The organism is Stackebrandtia soli (genome assembly GCF_965137155.1).
GTDB lineage: Bacteria > Actinomycetota > Actinomycetes > Mycobacteriales > Micromonosporaceae > Stackebrandtia > Stackebrandtia soli.
Genome location: NZ_CBCRZX010000055.1, coordinates 12,349 through 29,194 on the forward strand (window position 1 = coordinate 12,349; position 16,846 = coordinate 29,194).

At 67.1% G+C, this 16,846-nt stretch carries 21 protein-coding genes and 1 pseudogene; 5 read left to right on the forward strand and 17 right to left on the reverse strand.

The annotated features are described in order from the left end of the window. Positions 1-36: 36 nt before the first annotated feature. Together ACM9NP_RS21355 and ACM9NP_RS21360 are read left to right on the forward strand one after the other, a co-directional pair. Positions 37-960, forward strand: a complete 924-nt coding sequence (locus tag ACM9NP_RS21355; RefSeq protein ID WP_415648543.1) for a hypothetical protein — start codon at positions 37-39, stop codon at positions 958-960. An 84-nt stretch (positions 961-1,044) separates the two neighbouring features. Beyond that, positions 1,045-1,530: a hypothetical protein gene (locus ACM9NP_RS21360; protein WP_415648544.1), complete on the forward strand. Its 486-nt coding sequence runs from the start codon at positions 1,045-1,047 to the stop codon at positions 1,528-1,530. A 56-nt stretch (positions 1,531-1,586) separates the two neighbouring features. Here ACM9NP_RS21360 and ACM9NP_RS21365 read toward each other — a convergent pair whose 3' ends face one another. Further along, entirely contained in the window at positions 1,587-2,036 is a 450-nt protein-coding gene (locus ACM9NP_RS21365; RefSeq protein WP_415648545.1) for a hypothetical protein, read from the reverse strand. 422 nt (positions 2,037-2,458) lie between these two features. Between ACM9NP_RS21365 and ACM9NP_RS21370 the strand changes: the two genes are divergently transcribed. From ACM9NP_RS21370 to ACM9NP_RS21380, 3 genes are all read left to right on the forward strand, one after another. Then, the gene (locus ACM9NP_RS21370; RefSeq protein WP_415648546.1) at positions 2,459-2,872 is read left to right on the forward strand and encodes a plasmid mobilization protein; all 414 of its coding nucleotides are present in this window, start codon (positions 2,459-2,461) and stop codon (positions 2,870-2,872) included. A gap of 656 nt (positions 2,873-3,528) precedes the next feature. Continuing rightward, positions 3,529-4,566, forward strand: coding sequence for a tyrosine-type recombinase/integrase (locus ACM9NP_RS21375; protein ID WP_415648547.1), 1,038 nt, complete (start codon positions 3,529-3,531; stop codon positions 4,564-4,566). Beyond that, positions 4,563-4,787, forward strand: coding sequence for a hypothetical protein (locus ACM9NP_RS21380; RefSeq protein WP_415648548.1), 225 nt, complete (start codon positions 4,563-4,565; stop codon positions 4,785-4,787). Before ACM9NP_RS21375 ends, ACM9NP_RS21380 begins: the two co-directional genes overlap by 4 nt. An 86-nt stretch (positions 4,788-4,873) precedes the next feature. Here ACM9NP_RS21380 and ACM9NP_RS21385 read toward each other — a convergent pair whose 3' ends face one another. The 16 genes and pseudogenes from ACM9NP_RS21385 to ACM9NP_RS21460 form a co-directional block, all read right to left on the reverse strand. Next, entirely contained in the window at positions 4,874-5,137 is a 264-nt protein-coding gene (locus tag ACM9NP_RS21385) for a type II toxin-antitoxin system RelE family toxin (RefSeq protein WP_415648549.1), read from the reverse strand. Between the two features lie 3 nt (positions 5,138-5,140). Beyond that, positions 5,141-5,404, reverse strand: coding sequence for a type II toxin-antitoxin system Phd/YefM family antitoxin (locus ACM9NP_RS21390; RefSeq protein WP_415648550.1), 264 nt, complete (start codon positions 5,402-5,404; stop codon positions 5,141-5,143). 58 nt (positions 5,405-5,462) lie between these two features. Then, the gene (locus tag ACM9NP_RS21395) at positions 5,463-5,624 is read right to left on the reverse strand and encodes a hypothetical protein (RefSeq protein WP_415648551.1); all 162 of its coding nucleotides are present in this window, start codon (positions 5,622-5,624) and stop codon (positions 5,463-5,465) included. Between the two features lie 507 nt (positions 5,625-6,131). After that, complete coding sequence (locus ACM9NP_RS21400) at positions 6,132-6,545, reverse strand: hypothetical protein (RefSeq protein ID WP_415648552.1); 414 nt, start codon at positions 6,543-6,545, stop codon at positions 6,132-6,134. A gap of 215 nt (positions 6,546-6,760) precedes the next feature. Continuing rightward, complete coding sequence (locus ACM9NP_RS21405; protein WP_415648553.1) at positions 6,761-7,621, reverse strand: hypothetical protein; 861 nt, start codon at positions 7,619-7,621, stop codon at positions 6,761-6,763. Positions 7,622-7,686: 65 nt separating this feature from the next. Further along, positions 7,687-8,205, reverse strand: a complete 519-nt coding sequence (locus tag ACM9NP_RS21410) for a hypothetical protein (RefSeq protein ID WP_415648554.1) — start codon at positions 8,203-8,205, stop codon at positions 7,687-7,689. Positions 8,206-8,407: 202 nt separating this feature from the next. Then, positions 8,408-9,223, reverse strand: coding sequence for a hypothetical protein (locus ACM9NP_RS21415; protein ID WP_415648555.1), 816 nt, complete (start codon positions 9,221-9,223; stop codon positions 8,408-8,410). A gap of 166 nt (positions 9,224-9,389) precedes the next feature. Continuing rightward, entirely contained in the window at positions 9,390-9,827 is a 438-nt protein-coding gene (locus ACM9NP_RS21420; RefSeq protein ID WP_415648556.1) for a hypothetical protein, read from the reverse strand. Positions 9,828-9,848: 21 nt separating this feature from the next. Then, positions 9,849-10,190: a hypothetical protein gene (locus ACM9NP_RS21425; protein WP_415648557.1), complete on the reverse strand. Its 342-nt coding sequence runs from the start codon at positions 10,188-10,190 to the stop codon at positions 9,849-9,851. Continuing rightward, entirely contained in the window at positions 10,187-10,753 is a 567-nt protein-coding gene (locus tag ACM9NP_RS21430) for a hypothetical protein (RefSeq protein WP_415648558.1), read from the reverse strand. Before ACM9NP_RS21430 ends, ACM9NP_RS21425 begins: the two co-directional genes overlap by 4 nt. 11 nt (positions 10,754-10,764) lie before the next feature. Beyond that, positions 10,765-10,962, reverse strand: a complete 198-nt coding sequence (locus tag ACM9NP_RS21435; RefSeq protein WP_415648559.1) for a hypothetical protein — start codon at positions 10,960-10,962, stop codon at positions 10,765-10,767. A gap of 49 nt (positions 10,963-11,011) precedes the next feature. Continuing rightward, a complete protein-coding gene (locus ACM9NP_RS21440) occupies positions 11,012-11,689 on the reverse strand; it encodes a hypothetical protein (RefSeq protein ID WP_415648560.1) in 678 nt (225 codons plus the stop codon). Positions 11,690-11,933: 244 nt separating this feature from the next. Beyond that, the gene (locus ACM9NP_RS21445) at positions 11,934-13,178 is read right to left on the reverse strand and encodes a hypothetical protein (RefSeq protein ID WP_415648561.1); all 1,245 of its coding nucleotides are present in this window, start codon (positions 13,176-13,178) and stop codon (positions 11,934-11,936) included. A gap of 67 nt (positions 13,179-13,245) precedes the next feature. Then, positions 13,246-13,575, reverse strand: coding sequence for a hypothetical protein (locus ACM9NP_RS21450; RefSeq protein ID WP_415648562.1), 330 nt, complete (start codon positions 13,573-13,575; stop codon positions 13,246-13,248). Positions 13,576-13,674: 99 nt separating this feature from the next. Continuing rightward, on the reverse strand, positions 13,675-15,717 hold the full coding sequence (locus tag ACM9NP_RS21455) for a hypothetical protein (protein WP_415648563.1): 2,043 nt from the start codon (positions 15,715-15,717) through the stop codon (positions 13,675-13,677). Between the two features lie 78 nt (positions 15,718-15,795). Then, positions 15,796-16,846 (reverse strand): annotated as a pseudogene (locus tag ACM9NP_RS21460) (hypothetical protein); the annotation flags it as partial.

Here is a 16,846-nt window from a genome sequence, read left to right on the forward strand (position 1 = left end):
CCCCAACTCAACGAAACGAAATGGAGAACAACCATCATGATTCCTGAACAGCCTCGCCGCACCACGGCCGACCAGTCGTCCCCGATTGAGGCGGTGACCTTCTCCCTGGATGGTCGTAACATCGCGACCGTCAACGGGGACTCCCTCATCGCACTGACGGGCCCGAACGGCGCCGTCAGCATCGACCTGTCCAAGCGCCAGTGGTCGTGCGGGGAGTGCGGATACGACGCTCCGCAGGCCGACCGCAGCGTCATTGTCGCCTACCAGGAGGGCCTGACGCACCTGGTCACGTGCGGACGCGATGTTCATGATCCGGAGCTCGCGACGCTCGTTGTTGAGTCGCGTCGGTTCCTGGCGCCGCTATTCGACGGCAAGTTGCAGGAGGCGGCTACCCGGATCGAGCACCTGGAGGGCGAGATCCTCGAGCAGGCGCGGTATCGCGACCTCGCTGAGGAGGCCGTGGAGGATCAGCGGGTCGAACTGAATGACCTGTACGCCCGGCTGGAACGGGTCGAGGCCGAGCGTGATGACGCGCGGGGCGTCGGTCTGATCGTCGAGGCGAACGCTCGGGTCGAGCACCACCAGGGGCTGATCGTTCGCGCCGTGACCGGTGCGACGACGATCCTCACGGTCGTCGCGGCGACGACCACGATCGGCGTCGGCCTCGGCCTGTACTCCGACCTCGACGGGGTCGCCGCGGTGCTGGGTGGTGGCGCCGGGGTTGCGGCCGCCGTAGCGGCCGCGTGCGGTGTCGCGGTGGTGTGGCCGCGCCTGGCGGGGTCGTCCGGTCTCACCCGCGCCGCGATCGATCGGCCGATCACCATCCCTACGACCGAGGACCGCACCGAAGCGGCCCGCCGCCTCGGTCACATCGCACGAGGCAAGCACCTGCTGGTGCGGGCCGCGATCGTCTCCATCGTCGTCGCCGCGGTTGCGGCAGTCGCCGCGATCCTCATCTAGCCAGTCGGGGNGNNGGGTCCTGCCAGACCCGGCGCCCCACATCCCATCCCACACAGAACTATCGACTCGGACAGGAGTCCCACCATGATCCCACCCCGCACCGTCGCCGCCCTCGCTGTGTTCGCCGCAATGCAGGCGACGTTCGACGGCGTACACAGCCCCGCCGACCAAATCGTGCAGACCTGTGGTGATGCTGCGGCGAAGGGCCGCCCCGGCCACGAGGGTCGCGCGGCCGCCGCCCGGCACGCCGCTTCGTACACCGCAACGCAGACCATCGCGATGCTCGCGGTGACCCGACTCCTCGGGTACCGGCCCCGCACCTCCGCAGTCGCGGCCGCCGCCGCCATCACCGGTGTCTCGCACTACGCGATCGACCGCCGCGCCGGGTTCATCAAACTGCTGCACCGTCTGGGAAAGAAGCCGTATCTCGATCACGCGACCGTGCAACGCCGCGACGGCGTCGTCGACGCCGGTGGTCCGGGGACGGCGTTGATGGAACTCGACCAGGCCGCGCACCGCGGGATCGGCGTCGTGACGACGGCGATCGCGGCGTACCTCGCCACCCGATAGCCTTCCGCGAAACGAGGCGGCCCGAACCGGGAATGGTTCGGGCCGTTTTGCTGTGGTCAGAGATCAGGATGTTTGAGGATGCCCAGGTCTCGCTCGATCCGAGCGAGTTGGAGCGCTCGCATCGTCCGCTCGTCGATCGGCGGGGCGGCTGGGGCGTCGATCACCGCAGCCAAGGCGACGCTGATCGGCTTGTCGACGAGCGCGGCGAGCGCCGTCGTCCACGCCCTTCGTCGAAGCACGAGTTCGGCTTCGGTGCCTGGCCCGGTCGTCGGGGTCAGGCCGAGCGCGACGCGCATCGCGGCGTAGACCCCGATCGCGGCCGTCAGGTCCTCCAGGACGGAACAGTCGTCGATCAGCTCGCCGAGCGGGCACACCCACTCCTGCCGCGTCTCCTCGAGCTCAGCTTCGACGTACTCATCGTCGTCTCCCGCTTCGGACGCGATCGTCGATGCCGCGATCCACCCGTCGACGCGCCGGATCAGCTCGAGCACCACGCCACTCGTCACCATGTCTCCTCGACCCACCAGACGAGCTCATCCCATTCGCGCTCGTCCCACTCGATCTCATCGACCACGATCTCTGTCTCCATGCTCATACCCTCTCAACGACGTCGACCCCCTCTTCGTCACTCCCCCTTCATCACACCTATGCATTGCAATTTGAAGGGCTGCCGACCACACGAAGAGTGCTGATGTCTGTCACGTTCCGTGAGTCCGGCCCAGAGCAAGCTGGAGCACAAAGTGCCTTTGTTGATTCCGTCCGCTCGGTGCCTGCGTGGGATTCACGGTTGCCGGTGCGGAGCAAGATATAGGGGAGGGGGCCCTCTCCGGGGGCATCGCACATTGCCTCGGTGGCGGTTCGCACAATCCGCACCCGCCGGTGGCGGCCACGGCGTTCTTCACGGACTGTGGATCGCGGGGGTGAGACCGTGATCGACGAGACCGAGCCGCGGCGTCCGCTGAGACGTCGACGCCCGCCCGCACCGATCCGTCGGGGGTGCGTCGTGAAGGTGCGGTTCAGTGAGGCCGAGCGCGAGCGGGTCGCGTCGGTGGCGGCCGAGCGGCGGATGATGGTGGCGATGTACGTCGCGGCGGCCGCGCTGTCGGAGGCGACCCTCGCGACTGAGACCGACGACGTCGGCATCCGCGTGACGGCGCTGCGAGAACTGATGCGGGCGCACCGGCAACTGCGTGGGGCGTGTACGAACCTCAACCAGATCGCCCACTGCGCGAACGTCGGCGGCGCCGCCGGCATCGACATCGCGTACCTGGAGGCGACGGCCGAAGAACTCGTCGCGGCCGCGCGGGCGGTGCACGCGGCGACCCGAGACCTCAGCCGGTGACCGCTCCTCTCCCGCAGAAGGTGCCCTTCTGCACTAGCTTGCTCCGGGGCGGACTCACGGAACGTGACAGGAAGCAGCACTCTGGGTGGCGCACGTGGCGCGCTTTCTGCGCACGTGCTGAAGCCACAATGTCTTGCTCTTGGCGCACCATGGCGGCTCGGGCGTCCGGGTGGACGTCGGTAACCCATCCATAGGAGCGGTACATGTTGCAACTTCAGCTGAATCTCGTTTTCGTCATCACGGCCGTGATGATGGTCATCAACGCCGCGCAGTTGGTGGTCGACGTGGCGAAGATGGTGACCAGGCGTCGGTCGTCGCGCTGATTCCGCGATGTTCGCCGAAATCCCTGCCCCCGGGCAGGCCATCTACCAGGTAAAACACTGTAGCGGCACCTGAGAGCGATTCTGAGCGCCTCTCGGTTCGGCCCCTACCCGAGTGAGGGTCGTGCCGTGGTAGGCCGTCTCCGTGGACGACATTCCGAGGGATTGTGGACAGACGTGGGATGTCCGCCCCTGACTGCGCTTCCGGGGTGGTTCGCAGCCGCGATGCGGAGCCGGGGCGGTCCCGTTCCGGCCAGGCCGATCGTCTACACTCGATTACTCCGGATAATGTCCCCATATCCGGGGTAAAAATCGATCGTCAGGACGGACACCGACATGACCGAGTTGACCCCTGTTCCCGCCTCCTCCGGCGTCGTCGTCCCGACCGCGCCGGTGCCGCTGCCGGCCGCACTCGCCGACGGGCTGCGGGTCGCCGCCGACGCCCACGCCGAATCGCTGCGCCCGGTCAACACGACCCGCTCCTACGGTTCGGACTGGCGCACGTGGAGCACCTGGTGCGCGGACGTGGCCGGGGTGAGCGAATGGTCGGTGGACGCGAGCCTGCTCGAGGCGTACTGCCGGTGGATGTGGCACGAGCGCGGCTACGCCGCCTCCACGATCGAGCGGAAGCTCACCGGCGTGATCGCCGGTCTGCGGCGCCAGTTCGGTCCCGACGCCGTCCCGAGGTATTTGACCGGGCGAGCGCGCGCGAACCTCGCGGCATACGTGCGGGATTCGGCGGCCGACAAGCAGCCGAAGCGGGGCCGGGGCCAGGCGCCCGCCGCCGACCTCACCGTGCTCGAGCGGCTGCTGGTCGCCGCCCGCGCCGACCCCGGTCCCGCCGGCGCCCGCGACGCCGCGCTGATCCTCATCACGTTCGGGGCCGGGTGTCGCTCGGTCGAGACCGCGGGGCTCCTGGCGGGCGACGTCGTCGTCGACGGCGATCGCGGCCTCCTCGTCGACATCCGCTCGAGCAAGGTCGCGTCATCGGTGCGGGTGGCGGCGATCCCGCGTGGTGTTCGCGGCTCGACCGACCCGGTCATCGCCTGGCGCATGTGGTTCGCCGTATCCGGGCTCGAGCCGGGTGACCCCGCGTTCTGCCGGATCCGCAAGGGCGGCCGGATCTTGCCCGGCACCGGACTCAGCCCGGAGGCGGTGTCCGATGTGATCGCCCGCCGGTCACAGCAGGCCGACCTCGACCGGCACACCGCCCACTCCCTGCGCGCTGGCATGGCCACCGTCGCCCGCCAAGCCGGTCACGACGCCGTCGCGATCGCCGCCCAGGGCGGGTGGACACCCGGATCCCGCGCCATGTCCGGATACCTGCGTCGCGTCGACACCTGGACCGACAACGCCATGCGCGGCGTGCTTTGAACGTTCACACACCAAAAAGGCCCGCAGGACCCGACGACGAGGACAGCGGCGTCGCCCGCGCCCGCTATGACGGCACCCGGTACGTCGTCCTCGACATGACACTGGACGACGGCATCACCATGGCCCGCCTGGAGGGCCTCAGCGAGCCCGTACCGGCCTCCGCCCTCATCTGCCCCATCCACATCGACCCACAGTGCCTCTGGTGGGCACGACGACGCTGAGAGTCCCGAACCCCCGTATTCGAACCTGTCGAACTAGAAGCCAACAGTGGCCCGGACCGATCGGTCCGGGCCACTGTGCTTTGAGATCAATCTTTGTAGGCGCTACCGCGGGAACTGATGCGGAACACGTCGATGGTGATGTCGGTGTCGTCGATCTCGTAAAGGATCCGGTAGATCCCCACTCGGATGCGCCATCCCGGTCGATCCTTCAACTTGATGCATTTGGGAGGACGAGGGTTCTCCGCCAGGCCCACGATTGCGATGGTGACGCGAGCGGCGGCCTGCCTGTCGGCCTTCTCCAACGTCCTGAGTTGTTTCTCCGCTTGGCGCGTGAAGTGAATGTCGTACACGGATTACAAGCCGAGGTCGCTGCGCAGATCCTTGAACGACACACGGGTGCCGTCATCTTCGGCCTTGGCCCGGTCGAAGGCCGCCACGTCGGCAGCCATCTCCAGTTCCTCGAGCATCTCGAAATCCTCAGGGCTGATCAGAACGCCCGCGAGCCTGCCGTTCTTGGTGATGCCGACGCGTTCTCCGCCGTACTGCACCTCGCCCATTGCGTCGGAGAAGCGGGCACGGGCTTCGCGGGCGGTGTAACTCTTCGAAATGGTGCTCATGGCTCAATCGTACAGAGTTTGAACTGTGTACACAATTACGTTCCCGCGCTAGCCGCTTTCACTTCGTGAGTCCTGGGGTTGGGTTGACTCCGGTGAGAACCGTCAACAGGCGGTGAGCGTCACGACGTCGGCGCGACGACCGGGAGTACAGCGCCACCAGCACCAGGAGGAACGTCGTCATCGGATGCGCCGCCGTCCGCAGCAGACTCAACATGATCATCACTCCTCCACCACCACCCCGCGTCGAGGCCGGTTTCGGGGAGAGCGTGTAGCGATACACGTGTGGTCACGTGAGTGACATAGGTAAGCATCCGGCGAAGGCCGTGCCAGGCGAACGCTGGTGCGACGACGCCCGTCGCACCAGCGGGCTCGAGGGGGGGAGGGGGCGGGTCGAAACTCGACAGCGCCCTTGTTGGCCCTGACGCCGGGCAGTCGACCATTTCCCCCCGGTTCCTCGGGAGGGGTCGCGCGCGAATGGAGGCATCGTGTTCGTCGTCGGTTCGGCGAACAACGGACGAACGACTCGCGCACGCGTGAGGGGTCTTCTCGCGAGAGAACCGCAGACCCCGCGTTTTGCGGTGTGCGCGCGTAAACGAGTTCGTCAGTCCTCGCGCGTGTGTTTGGGGTTCGACCGGTCGAACGGCAATGCGTGAGGCGCCTGTTCCCGGCTAAATGGCCCCCGAACGTTCGCACGCGTTTTGTCTCGTGCGCGCGTACAGGGCGCGACTCATGCGACGTCAACCAGCGCCCGAAGACGCTGCGGCACAACCTCCGACACCCGCGCCGCCTGGTCCGGTGTCAGATCGAGGTCACCGAGAATCCCCCGGATCACATCGGCGAGGAGCGTGCCCTGCTGCTCGGCCAGGCGCACGCGGCGCTCCTCGATCCCGGCGCTGATCGCCGCTCGGCACACGTCAATCAGGTGCTTCCGCTCCTGCCGGTACAGGGGTATCCACGGGGAATCGGTGACCTCGGTGGGGTCGAGCACCTGTATCTGTTCTCGCAGCCAGTCGATCGCGCCCGCGGTGCGGTGCACCTCCGCCAGGAGCGCGTCTCGGGGGTCAACCTCGAGATCCAGGCCGAACACCTTCACGGCTTCGGAGGCGATGGACTTCTGTGCGGCGATCCTGTGGTTCCGCATCGCGCCGCCGTGGAGCTTGCACGTGCCGTAGCCGGCATGGTCGGTCCCCCAACCCGCTGGGCGACCGCAGGTTCCGCCGGTTCGCTTCCGCGCCCCGCACAAGCAACTGTCATGGTCTTCGGTGGTTTCTTTAACTGTCATGGCATGGCCCTCCTCGCGTGTTTGGTGTTCGACCGGTCGAATGGCTCACGCGCGCGAGGCGAGGCCGCGACCGGTCATGGGGAGATCGCGGAGATTGCGGCGGTCATCCATGTGGGGATCTGATGCAGGGCACTGTAGTGGGCGGCGGCGTGCATCAGCGTCAACCTGTCGACCGGTATCTGGGAGTCGTCACCGTCAGCATCCTCGGCGGTTTGTCGCTGCTGGTCGTAGGCCGATGGATCCTCCTGGCGGAACTGTTCTACCGCCTGGGCCACGACATCAGCGGGCATCGCTCGAATCAGTCGATCAACAGCGGACGATCGTCGCGCTCGTGGAGGTGTTTCAACGGCGGGTTCGTCGAAATCTCGTTGTCGAGGGAGCTCGAGTTGTTCTTCTTCTTGATCTTCGCCGAAAGTCTTCTCTGGAGTACTTCTAGAAGGCTCCTGAAAAACCGACGGCTGGGTAACCGAGTCCCGGTTCATCGACTGCTGGAATACCGACTGCCAGTCGTTCAGTAGTCGGTGCGTCAGAGCGACATCCCCTGGTGGTGTCTCACCGACACCCGCCTCGAAGGGGTCACCCGGTTCCGCAGGCTCGGTTTCGTGCGCCGCCGCCAGGACGTGACCGGGGGTGTCATAGACGGTCAGTGTGGTAACCCATTGGCCCTTCTCGTTCTGGCCCTTCGCCCGGGTTATGTAACCGGCGGCGATGAGTTCACCCATTGCTTTTTCGATCGCCTGCCGCCCCTCACAAGCGGTGCCGGCCTTCTTTCCCTCACGCGACATGCGGTCTGCCGACGCGTGCCATCCGGTCTCGTGGGACAGCAATTCGACCAACACACCCCGCGCCCGATACGACAGACGCCGATCCCGCAATACCGCGTTCGGCACGATCAGGTAGCCCCGCTCTGGATCTGATCGACGCACCACCAACATCTGACACCGTCCTCTCCCCGGGCCCGAAGCGTCAAGCCCACACTGATGTCCAGTCTGTCGCGTCGTCAGGACTGGTCGTCCAGTCGTCGGCGGGCATCGACGACGATCGCGTCGATATCGGGGCTCCCCTGCTCTTGAACAGCGGTCACCGCCGAGACCCACGCCGCCCACACGTCGACGAGTTCAGGCCATCGGCGACGACACTCCGCCCCGCCGAGGCGCTCCCACGGCAGCCACGTTCCCGCCGCTTCGTACCCGCTGTCGAGCGGGTCGGGAGTCGCAACGGCCAGGTAGTGCGGGCGCCACTCGTCAACCGCGTCAGGCTGAGCATCCGCCGGTCGGCCGGCGTCAGCCCATTCGTTCGCTGCGGTCACGATCGCCGGGTATATCAGCGGATGTTCGACGGTCACCTCGCACTCGCCGCAGACCGCGTCGGCCCGCGGCTCGATCTCGACCCGGTCGGGTTGTGCGCCGCGTTCGATTCCGTACCGCCGTAGCGTCCACTCGCCCTCCGCCCCGCATTCGGGGCACGTCAGCGCGTACAGGCCGTAGAGCCACAGCACCCGCCGCGCGGGAACTGTCACCAGTCCGATTCGATTCACCATGCCCCAGCGTCCCACGCCGAGTTCACTCCGGCTCGAGGGGAGCGCCGACCCCATCAGTCCACAGGCGACAGCCATTTCGTATCGACGATACCTTGGTCCTTCCCGAACGCGCTGTCTACTGTCGGGAGACAAAACGAGGGGCTCCCGAGACGTGCTCGGGAGCCCCTTCGTGGTGGCTCGGTCAGACCTGTATGTGGAGTTCGCCGTTGTAATCAGGGCACTCGGCGATGACGTGAGGGTGGTCGAGGTGGTCACACCGGCGGATGTCGACGCTGGTGGTCGTGGCGATCCCGGCGGCGGTCATTCGGTTCAGGACGGCGTGGTGTTCGGCGAGATAGAAGTGCTCAGGCCGGTCTTGCGCCCGTGCAAGGAGGTTCCATGCGTCGTCGGCGAGGACGGGGTCGATTGCGGCCCATGCCGTCGGCGGATGGTCGAGGCCCTGTAGGTGGTCGGCGTCGACGGTGACACGGATGCCGTGGCAATCGTGGCAGGTGTGGGTCGCGTCGGCGACGCCCCATGCGGTGAGGTCGAGGGGATGCATGGGTCCGCCGCAGTGCACGCAGCCAGGGTCGTACGGCTGGAGGGCGGGATCAATGTAGAGGCGGCCGTCGAGGGCGTGCTCCATGTGCCTCGTCATCTCGGCGACGGTGCTCTTGACGACCTCGGCGTAGGAGGCGATGAGTTGCAGGGAGTACCCGCCGCGGGCCGACCATCGGGCGTAGGAGGCCAGCCGCACCAGGCGCGACTTCGCCTCCTCCAGGTCGCGGGCGGTCAGCTTCAGCGCCATCATCACCGGGTCCCCCGGCTCGGCGTCGCCGAAGTCGATCGCATCGCGCAGTCGCGCCTCGACCCGGGCGTCCTCGTCTGAGCGCCACCGGTCCTCGTTGAGGCGGCGGGTCAGGCTCCGCCGTTGGTCGTCGGGATAGTCGTCAGGATCGACGGTCGGGATCCGCTCGGGCCACAACAGCACCAGCTCACGGATCGTCTCATCAGTCACTCGGTTCACCATCGTTCGACAATAACACGATCGTTCGATTATCGAACAACGCCGTCAATAGGCAAAGTGGAGGCTCCCGAGCACGGTTCGGGAGCCTCTCGCGGTGTCAATCAATCAGTGGCCCTCGACCGATCGGTCGAGGGCCACTTGCTTCACGAGGCGGTCGTCAGAAGTCGCTGGGTCGGCGGATCTGCTTCACGCGATCGAGCGCCGACGCCAGGTCTCGCTCGAGATCATCGAGGTTGTCCAGATCGAGGCTGCCGCGACCGTACTGCCGCCCGATGCGGGCCATCATCATGGTCAGGTGTCCGATGTGACGGTCGCGCTCGCCGTCGGCGACGGCGTAGACGTGGTCGTACCAGTCGGTGAGGATCTCGTCCTCCAGGGCGTCGCTGGGCCAGCCACCGGCGGTGTTGGCGTCGTTGTCCCAGGTGCGGTCGCTGCGCCAATCACAGGCGCAAGCGGCGGTGAGTTTGCCGGTCTTGGCCGCGTCGATCTCGCGTGATGAACTGCCGGTGAGGCTTCCGTCGCGCAGGTACGCCCCGACGTAGCCCTCGTGTTCGTGGGCGATCCGGTCGCCGAGGCTGGTGATGCTGATGCCCATGGTGGTGGTCTCCTTCGTTGGTCATGCGGGCTCGGCGGCGCGGTGCGCGAGCCAGGCGGTCAGTAGGGCCTGTTCGGCGGCGGCCATCGCTGTGGTGGCTGCGGCTATGGCGTTGCGGGCGGTCGCGTTGGTGGGGGTCGTGCCCGGAGGGACGACTGTCATATCGAGGTCGTGGAGGATGTCGGTTGCCGACGGGCGGTCGTGGGATTCGTCCCACGTGCGGCCGGTCTGGGCGCCCCAGGCGGCGCGGGCGATTCCCACCCGCATCTCGTTGATCTGGTACTGGATCGTGCCGATCAGCTCGTCCAGCTCGCCGGGTGTGGTGACGGCGCCGCCGAGGGCGGTCCAGTTGGTGTGGGTCATATCGGTGCTCCTTCGTGGTGGTAGATCGGGTTGCCGCGGTCGTCGACGGGAAGATGACCATAGGTGGCCTCCCATGTCTCGGCCTCGGAAGTGGTCGGGGCGGCGTGGTGATCCCACGATCGCGGGTCGATGGTTTCGGGTGGGAGGAGGACCTCGTTCCACAGCGGCCGCCCGTCGGTGGGGCACCACCGGTTGGTGGTGGCTGCCGTAATCCGCTCGAGAGCGGCGGCCATGGCCCCGTCTCGATCCGTCGTCCGCAGGATGTAGGACTCGCTGTCCGCTGTGACGATGACGACGTATTCGTTATCGAGCGCGGTCGCGGTGATCGACATGTCGTCATCGAGGCCGTGCGCGTAGGCGAGTTCCTCGCCGTCGCGAGCGGCCGCCAGGACCGCCTCGTGCTCGCGGTAGGGCACGAGGCGAACGGCGGCGTCGAGTGCCTGCCGCACGAGCGCCCGGATCGCGGCCGTCGGCGTCATCCCGGTGTCGGCGGCCCACGCGGCGAAGTCATCAGTGAGGTTCTCACCGAGGAGGGCCTCGATCTGGTCATCAGGCAGGGTCATGGCGTATGTCCTCACTGGATGTTGATGACGGCAGTGATGGCGGCCGCGGAGACCGCACCCCACCCGGCGACGACGATCACCGAGGCGACCCGGCGCCCGGAGCGGCCACGGTGCACGGTGAGGGTCATGAGGTACGCGGCCACGAGACACGCGGCCGCGAGGTATGCGCACGTGGTGATGCGAGCCGCGGTCGCGGCGGTGGTGGTCATGGGTTCCCCTTCTGATGGGTGGCCCGCCCCGTAGGGCGGGCCGATGGGCTTACTCGGTGTCGGTGTCCCACGGCGCTCGCTCCTGCGGTGCGTGGCCGGTGACGGTCGCCGGGTCGATCACGCCGTCCCACTCGACGGCGGTGTCGCGCTGGCCGCCGCCGCCGAAACGGCGGCCGTCGTTGTCGTCGACGTCGGTCCACATCGGCCCGAGCGTCGGGAGGTAGTACTCGGTGGTCGTCTCGGCCAGGAGCCGCCGGTAAGCATCGACGATCGCGTCGTCCTCTACGGCTGCGAGGGTGATGTCGCCGCGCTGCTCGACGGTCGACCCGGCGGGCGTGACCGTCCGGTACAGGACCCACGCGCCGCGCGCCCACACCGCGCCCATCTCGATCGCCATGTCGTACCGACTCGACCGGACTGTCGTCCCGCCCTCGACGTGCCCGAAGTGCGGCGCGCCCTGGTCGAGCAGATCGCGGATGCTGACCCAGATCTCGTAGTCGCGGACCTCCGCCGCCTCGTCGGCGTACTCGGGGAACAGGCGCTCCAGCTCGGTGGCCGGCGCGGCCAGGCCCGCCTGGACGAGACTGCGGATCGCCTCCGCACGCGACGTGCCCGAAGCGGCGGCGACCGCGTCGACGGCGGCCAGGAGCTCATCGTTGAAGCGGCTCTTCACCTCAACGCCGATCGCCGGCCGTCCGACGGGGCGGATTGTCGTCTGCTCGCTCATCTCATCCTCCGATAATTTCCGGTACCGCTTATTCCGATGAGTCGACCGTACCCTCCCCATCGACCCCTTGTCAATAAACAGGACCGGAAATTATTCGAGAGATTTCGGGGGGCGCCGAGCAGGCGTACCGACGTGACACCTCTTGCACTTCCCGCAACAGGCCTATGTGGTGGGTCGCTGGAGGCATGAAAAAGCCCCGCCGAGGACCTGGACTGGTCCTCGGCGGGGCTGGGTGTGCGGGGTGTCAGATGATGCGATCGGAAACCTGTTCGATGAGGTCGCGGCGGCCGGGGAAGTGGCTACCGAGGGTCTCGTCGAGGCTCTCGAGGTACACCTCGGGGGTCGGGCCGCGGCTGCCGAGTTCCCGGCGGATACCGCGGTGAATCCCGACGAGCATGTCGACGACCCATTCGGGGTCGCGTGGCCACTGGTCGGTGATCATCGCGGTCATGTCGTCGCCGAGGAGGTCCTGTTCGGCCGTCGGGACACTGTTGTTGGTGGCGACGACGGCGGTCATGACGCGAGCGTCGATCCACGCACGACGCAGTCCGTCGAGAGCGTCGGGACCGATGGAGACGTCGCCGTCGGCCGCGAACGCCAGCCGCGACAACGGGCCTAGCCACTGGCCGTTGACGGCGTCGACTTCCGGGGTCGCCGGCGGGTACGCCTGGGCCGGGAGGAGCTTGTTGCGCAGGACCCGCAGCCGGGAGACGACGTTGTCGCGGTCGGGAGTCGAGGTGCTTCGGTGGATCGTGTCGGCGACGGCGTCGACGGCGTCAGCGACATCACGAGCGACGCGACGACGCGGGCCACCGAACGTCCCGAAATACCGCCAGGCGGGATGGCTTTCGCTTCCGTCGTCGAACAGCATCGGGCCGTTGACGACGGTGATCAGGGACATCCCCGCCAGGGCGAATACCGACAAGAGCAGCCACCACAAGGTGGTGATGCCGATGGCGATCCACCGACCCGCCGCCGGGGTCTCTACCCACACCATCCCGACCGTCGCCAGACCAGTGAGGATCCACCCGATCCGACCCGCGACGGTGCCCGACAGCAGCCACGTGCCGATTGCGGCCCCCACCCACAAACCGAACACCACACTCGGCGTCAAGCCGATCGCGGGCGCGTGACCCTCGATGTACGCCCGAACAGGGTGCGTGACGAGGTCAGTGAACTCGACCGTGCCGAGCCACGTCCACCCCATCCCGGACAGGTCCGACACCACCGTCGACACGATCACGACCACGAGCTCGGCCACCGGGAACGCGATCGCCGCAATCAGGATCAGGCCGACAGTGACCAGGACCCCGGGCAGCCACGGAGGCGGCCACGACGGGTCGTACCGGCGCCTCGCCTGCCACCACATGTGGTCGGCGGTCTCGCTCGCCGCCCACTTCACCTTCTCCCACAGCGACGGTTCACCGTCCCCTTCCCCATTCGGGGCCGGCCGAGGCCGATCCGCCAACCTACGATCCATACCAGACATTCAAGTTCCTTTCGTTGGCACGCAAAAGGGGCCACGTCCTTACTCGGACGCGGCCCCTCCATTCTGATTAAGACTGAAAACGATCCGGCACGCTATGTGCTGGCGATGGCCATCCGCAGTCATCGACCGCGATGTCTTCGAGCTCGGTCTCACCGGCGCGGATCGCGGCGGCGACGGCGCGGGTGGCTGCGGTTCGGGGGTCGGTGTCGTCGGCGGTCGCGGCGAGGTACGCCTCGGCGTCGAAGGTGCGGTGGTCGCGGAGGACGCGTGGGTGGGTGGCGAGGATGGCTGATGCGAGGCCGCACAGCGCGGCGACGGTCGGGTCGGTCTCGGCTGCTGCTTCGGCTGTGCGGAGGTGGTTTTCGGCCCGGTCGAAGTACTCGGCGTAGGTCGTCATGGGTGCCCCTTCTGGTTGATTGGCTTAACGAACGAACGAACAAACGAACACGTCCGGTGGGGGGTAGCCCGCGTGTTTATGCAGGTCACCCCCCACCTGTTAGGCGTTTGTTCGTTCGTTTGTTGGGTTGAGTGCGGCATACCGGCCCGTGGAGGGGCGGCTGATGCGCTGCTTCTTGTACATGCGGGACAGGGTCGCAGCGGTGACGGTCGTCTCGGCCGGGTCACCGGCCTCGGCGAGGCGTTCGGCGATCGCGGCGGCGTCCAGGCCGTCGGCGAGGATGTCCTCGATGACGTCCTCGCGTTTGCGCGGAGCCGGAGGGGCTGGCCGTGGTTTTGGGTCGTTCGCCGCCAGGTCCAGGCCGGCGGCAGCGGCGATCGCGGCGAGTTCGGCGCGGGTTGCCTCGGCGACCTCGGCGGCGGCCCCCGACAGTGCCGAGGGCTCCTCGACGGCGACACTGCTGCCGGTCAGGTAGGCCATCATCACGTCGTCGACGACCCGGTGACGGGCCGCGTAGGCGTCGCCGGCGGCTTCGAGGCCTTCGGCTTCGGTCAGGCCGTTCAGGATGAACGGCTTGCGCGCCAACGCCACGTCGGCGACCGTCACGCCCTGGTGCAGTCTCGGTTTCGTCGGGTCCACGCTCTGGATGTACGGCACTTTGAGGTTGACCGGCAGATCGTCGGCGGAGAGCCGCCAGTACTCGCCGGGGTGCCGCGGAGACGGCAGGTGGTAATCCCCGCTCAAGCGTCCGAGCTCGGCGAAGTCCTTGCTGCGGAACGCAGAGTCGACGGCGAGGTTCGCAGCGACGTCACCGCCACCGTAGTGGTCGATGGTGCCGCGCTGAGACGCGAAATGGACGTGGATGCCGCCGCTCGCGGCGCCGCACAGCAACGCCGACGCCAAGTCGGCTGCGGTCATCCACCGCCCTCCGTACTGGACTTGCGCCGTCGTCGTCTTGGCCATGAACGAAAACTCGTCCAGGATGAGGACGAGGGACCGCCATTTCCGCAGGTGCATGGGGCGGCTCTGACGCCACCGGGCGAGGCGCATCGCTGCGGCCATCATCTCCAGGGTGTCGGTGGCGCCGTTGGCGATCCAGTCGATCGGTGTCGCCTCGTTGAGGTTGTAGTACGGCTCGACCCAGCCCGCGACCAGGTCATACAGCTTCTCGGTACCGCCGATCCACACGATCGTGTCGGAGCAGCGGGTCAGGTGCGAGAGTTCAAGATGCAGCAGCGCGCTTTTGCCGGCGGTCGACCCGCCAACGTTGCGAGTGTGCTGGTCAAGACGCCCGAACCGCTGGGTGCCGTCGATCTCGACGCCGACCAGGGCAGGCGTAGTGATCGACGTCGGGGTCAGGTCGTCCTTGTATTCGATGACCTCTGCCATGACGTCGCGCGACGCGACCGTGATCGAGTACCTGCCCGCGCCCTTCTCCTTGCGGATCCGCACCCAGTCCGACTCGATGTGTCGGCCGGTGAGCTCGGCCAGGGCGATCGCCAGAGCCTCAGCGGTCTCGGGCGTCACCGACGTCTTCGCCGCCGTTTCTGTTTTGTCTTTACCTTTATGAACAGCGGTTTTGCGAGCAGCGGCCCGCGACAGCAGGCGCGCACCGAACCTCCAACCGGAGTCGTCACGCAGTTCCTCGGCACTGCCGTGCTCGATGCGGATCCAGCCATAGCCAGCGCTTTTCAGCGCCGTCTGCATGACCCGCTCGCGGTGATCTTCTGGATCGGGGTCGGGGTTGCGGATCGCCGTGGGCGCTTCGACGTGCGTCAGCCTCCACTCGAGACCACGTGCCACCCAATACGTGCCGACGGCCAACAGGCCCAGGATCACGCCCGATACCAGCAGATACACCGCCTCGACCGGGACCAGAACCGCTGCGATCGTCCACGCGGCGAACGCAAAGCTCGCCCCCAACATCCCGATCAGGATGCGGCGACGCTGCCACCCCGCACACTGCCCGAACATCACGGCGGCCTCCAGGACCCCGAAGGCCACGGGCACCGAGCCCGCAGCCGCCACGACCGCCAGCACGACCGCCAGCCACACCGGGACGATCCCGACAACGGTCAGGGTGGCGATGGCCGCGCACACCGTCGCCGCCGACCCCGACCAGAACAGTTTCCACTCGACCATCGTCAATATCTCCTTTATGTAAAGTACAAAAAGGTGGGTGGGGACACACTTGGTGTCCCCACCCACCAGGGGTTTCTGCTAGCTGGCTGCCTGCTCGTCGAACCCGGCCGCAATACCCAGCCTGATCTGCACGTTCTCGTCCAGCCCTGCCGCCTCTCGCATCAGGTCCTCAGCCGCCAGCGTCATGCCCTTCTCTTCCAACGACGCCGCCTGCTGCCGCAGCTCATTCGCCTTCGCCTCCTGGACCGAGGCGTCCTTACGCGCCTGAGCCGCCGCCGACGAATTCGACGCCCGCCACGACTCCGTCGAGGACGGATCGACCATGTGCAGGTAGGGGTTGCTCGTCGTGGTAGCCACAGTGGTGCTTCCTTTCGATTTCGGCGCCGCCGGCGCCGGGGATTTCTTGGGCTTCTTAGGTTTGAACAAGGACGCAGGCGGCGAAATGAACCCGCCATCGTCCACATTGAGAGGAAGAACCGAGCTCTTCTTCGGCTGAGGCGGTAGACCCCAGACCGCCGGGTCGCCGACCGGCCACCCGCACTCGTCCACCTCGATCTCGTCATCAGGCCCCGGCTTCCCCTTCGCCTCCTTGGCCTGGTCTTTCTCTTTCTTCTCCGCGTCCTTCGTCGCCTTCTTCGTCGGGTCCTTTCCCTTCTCGGATTTCTCGTTCTTCTTCGCATCGGATGCGCCCGCCTCGGTGGCCGTCACATCCGTGCCCTTCTTTCGGCCCCACCGCTGCCACCAGCGCTTCTTGCCCTCAGGAGCAACAGATTCGGCTTTCGCGACGCGCTCGTCGGCCTTTTTCTCGGCTTTCGTCGCCTTTTTCTCGGCCTTCGCGACGCGCTTGTCGGCCTTTTTCTCGGCTTTCGTCGCCTTGCGATCCTTGCGGTTGCCCTTGGCCGTGTCGGATCCCCAGTTCGCCGGGTTCCATCGAGTCCTCGACAACCAGCCACCGCCGGAGGCGGACCCTTTATGACCGCCGCCGGCAGAACCGGATCGCGACGTCTGAGGACCGCCCGAGGAGCCGGACTTCCGCCCGCCACCTCCGGCACCCGAGCCGCCCTTGCCGCGACCAGCACCTTTACCTCCACCGGAACCCTTGCCGCGGCCCCAGTTCGTGGGATTCAAG

Bases quoted from the DNA above. Each gene is read 5' to 3' on its own strand.
- ACM9NP_RS21435 (WP_415648559.1), bottom strand. From the start codon at position 10,962: ATGACCACCACCGCCGCGACCGCGGCTCGCATCACCACGTGCGCATAC.
- ACM9NP_RS21430 (WP_415648558.1), bottom strand. From the start codon at position 10,753: ATGACCCTGCCTGATGACCAGATCGAGGCCCTCCTCGGTGAGAACCTC.
- ACM9NP_RS21420 (WP_415648556.1), bottom strand. From the start codon at position 9,827: ATGGGCATCAGCATCACCAGCCTCGGCGACCGGATCGCCCACGAACAC.
- ACM9NP_RS21455 (WP_415648563.1), bottom strand. From the start codon at position 15,717: ATGGTCGAGTGGAAACTGTTCTGGTCGGGGTCGGCGGCGACGGTGTGC.
- ACM9NP_RS21395 (WP_415648551.1), bottom strand. From the start codon at position 5,624: ATGATCATGTTGAGTCTGCTGCGGACGGCGGCGCATCCGATGACGACG.
- ACM9NP_RS21425 (WP_415648557.1), bottom strand. From the start codon at position 10,190: ATGACCCACACCAACTGGACCGCCCTCGGCGGCGCCGTCACCACACCC.
- ACM9NP_RS21405 (WP_415648553.1), bottom strand. From the start codon at position 7,621: ATGTTGGTGGTGCGTCGATCAGATCCAGAGCGGGGCTACCTGATCGTG.
- ACM9NP_RS21390 (WP_415648550.1), bottom strand. From the start codon at position 5,404: ATGAGCACCATTTCGAAGAGTTACACCGCCCGCGAAGCCCGTGCCCGC.
- ACM9NP_RS21360 (WP_415648544.1), top strand. From the start codon at position 1,045: ATGATCCCACCCCGCACCGTCGCCGCCCTCGCTGTGTTCGCCGCAATG.
- ACM9NP_RS21355 (WP_415648543.1), top strand. From the start codon at position 37: ATGATTCCTGAACAGCCTCGCCGCACCACGGCCGACCAGTCGTCCCCG.
- ACM9NP_RS21450 (WP_415648562.1), bottom strand. From the start codon at position 13,575: ATGACGACCTACGCCGAGTACTTCGACCGGGCCGAAAACCACCTCCGC.
- ACM9NP_RS21400 (WP_415648552.1), bottom strand. From the start codon at position 6,545: ATGCGGAACCACAGGATCGCCGCACAGAAGTCCATCGCCTCCGAAGCC.
- ACM9NP_RS21440 (WP_415648560.1), bottom strand. From the start codon at position 11,689: ATGAGCGAGCAGACGACAATCCGCCCCGTCGGACGGCCGGCGATCGGC.
- ACM9NP_RS21445 (WP_415648561.1), bottom strand. From the start codon at position 13,178: ATGTCTGGTATGGATCGTAGGTTGGCGGATCGGCCTCGGCCGGCCCCG.
- ACM9NP_RS21375 (WP_415648547.1), top strand. From the start codon at position 3,529: ATGACCGAGTTGACCCCTGTTCCCGCCTCCTCCGGCGTCGTCGTCCCG.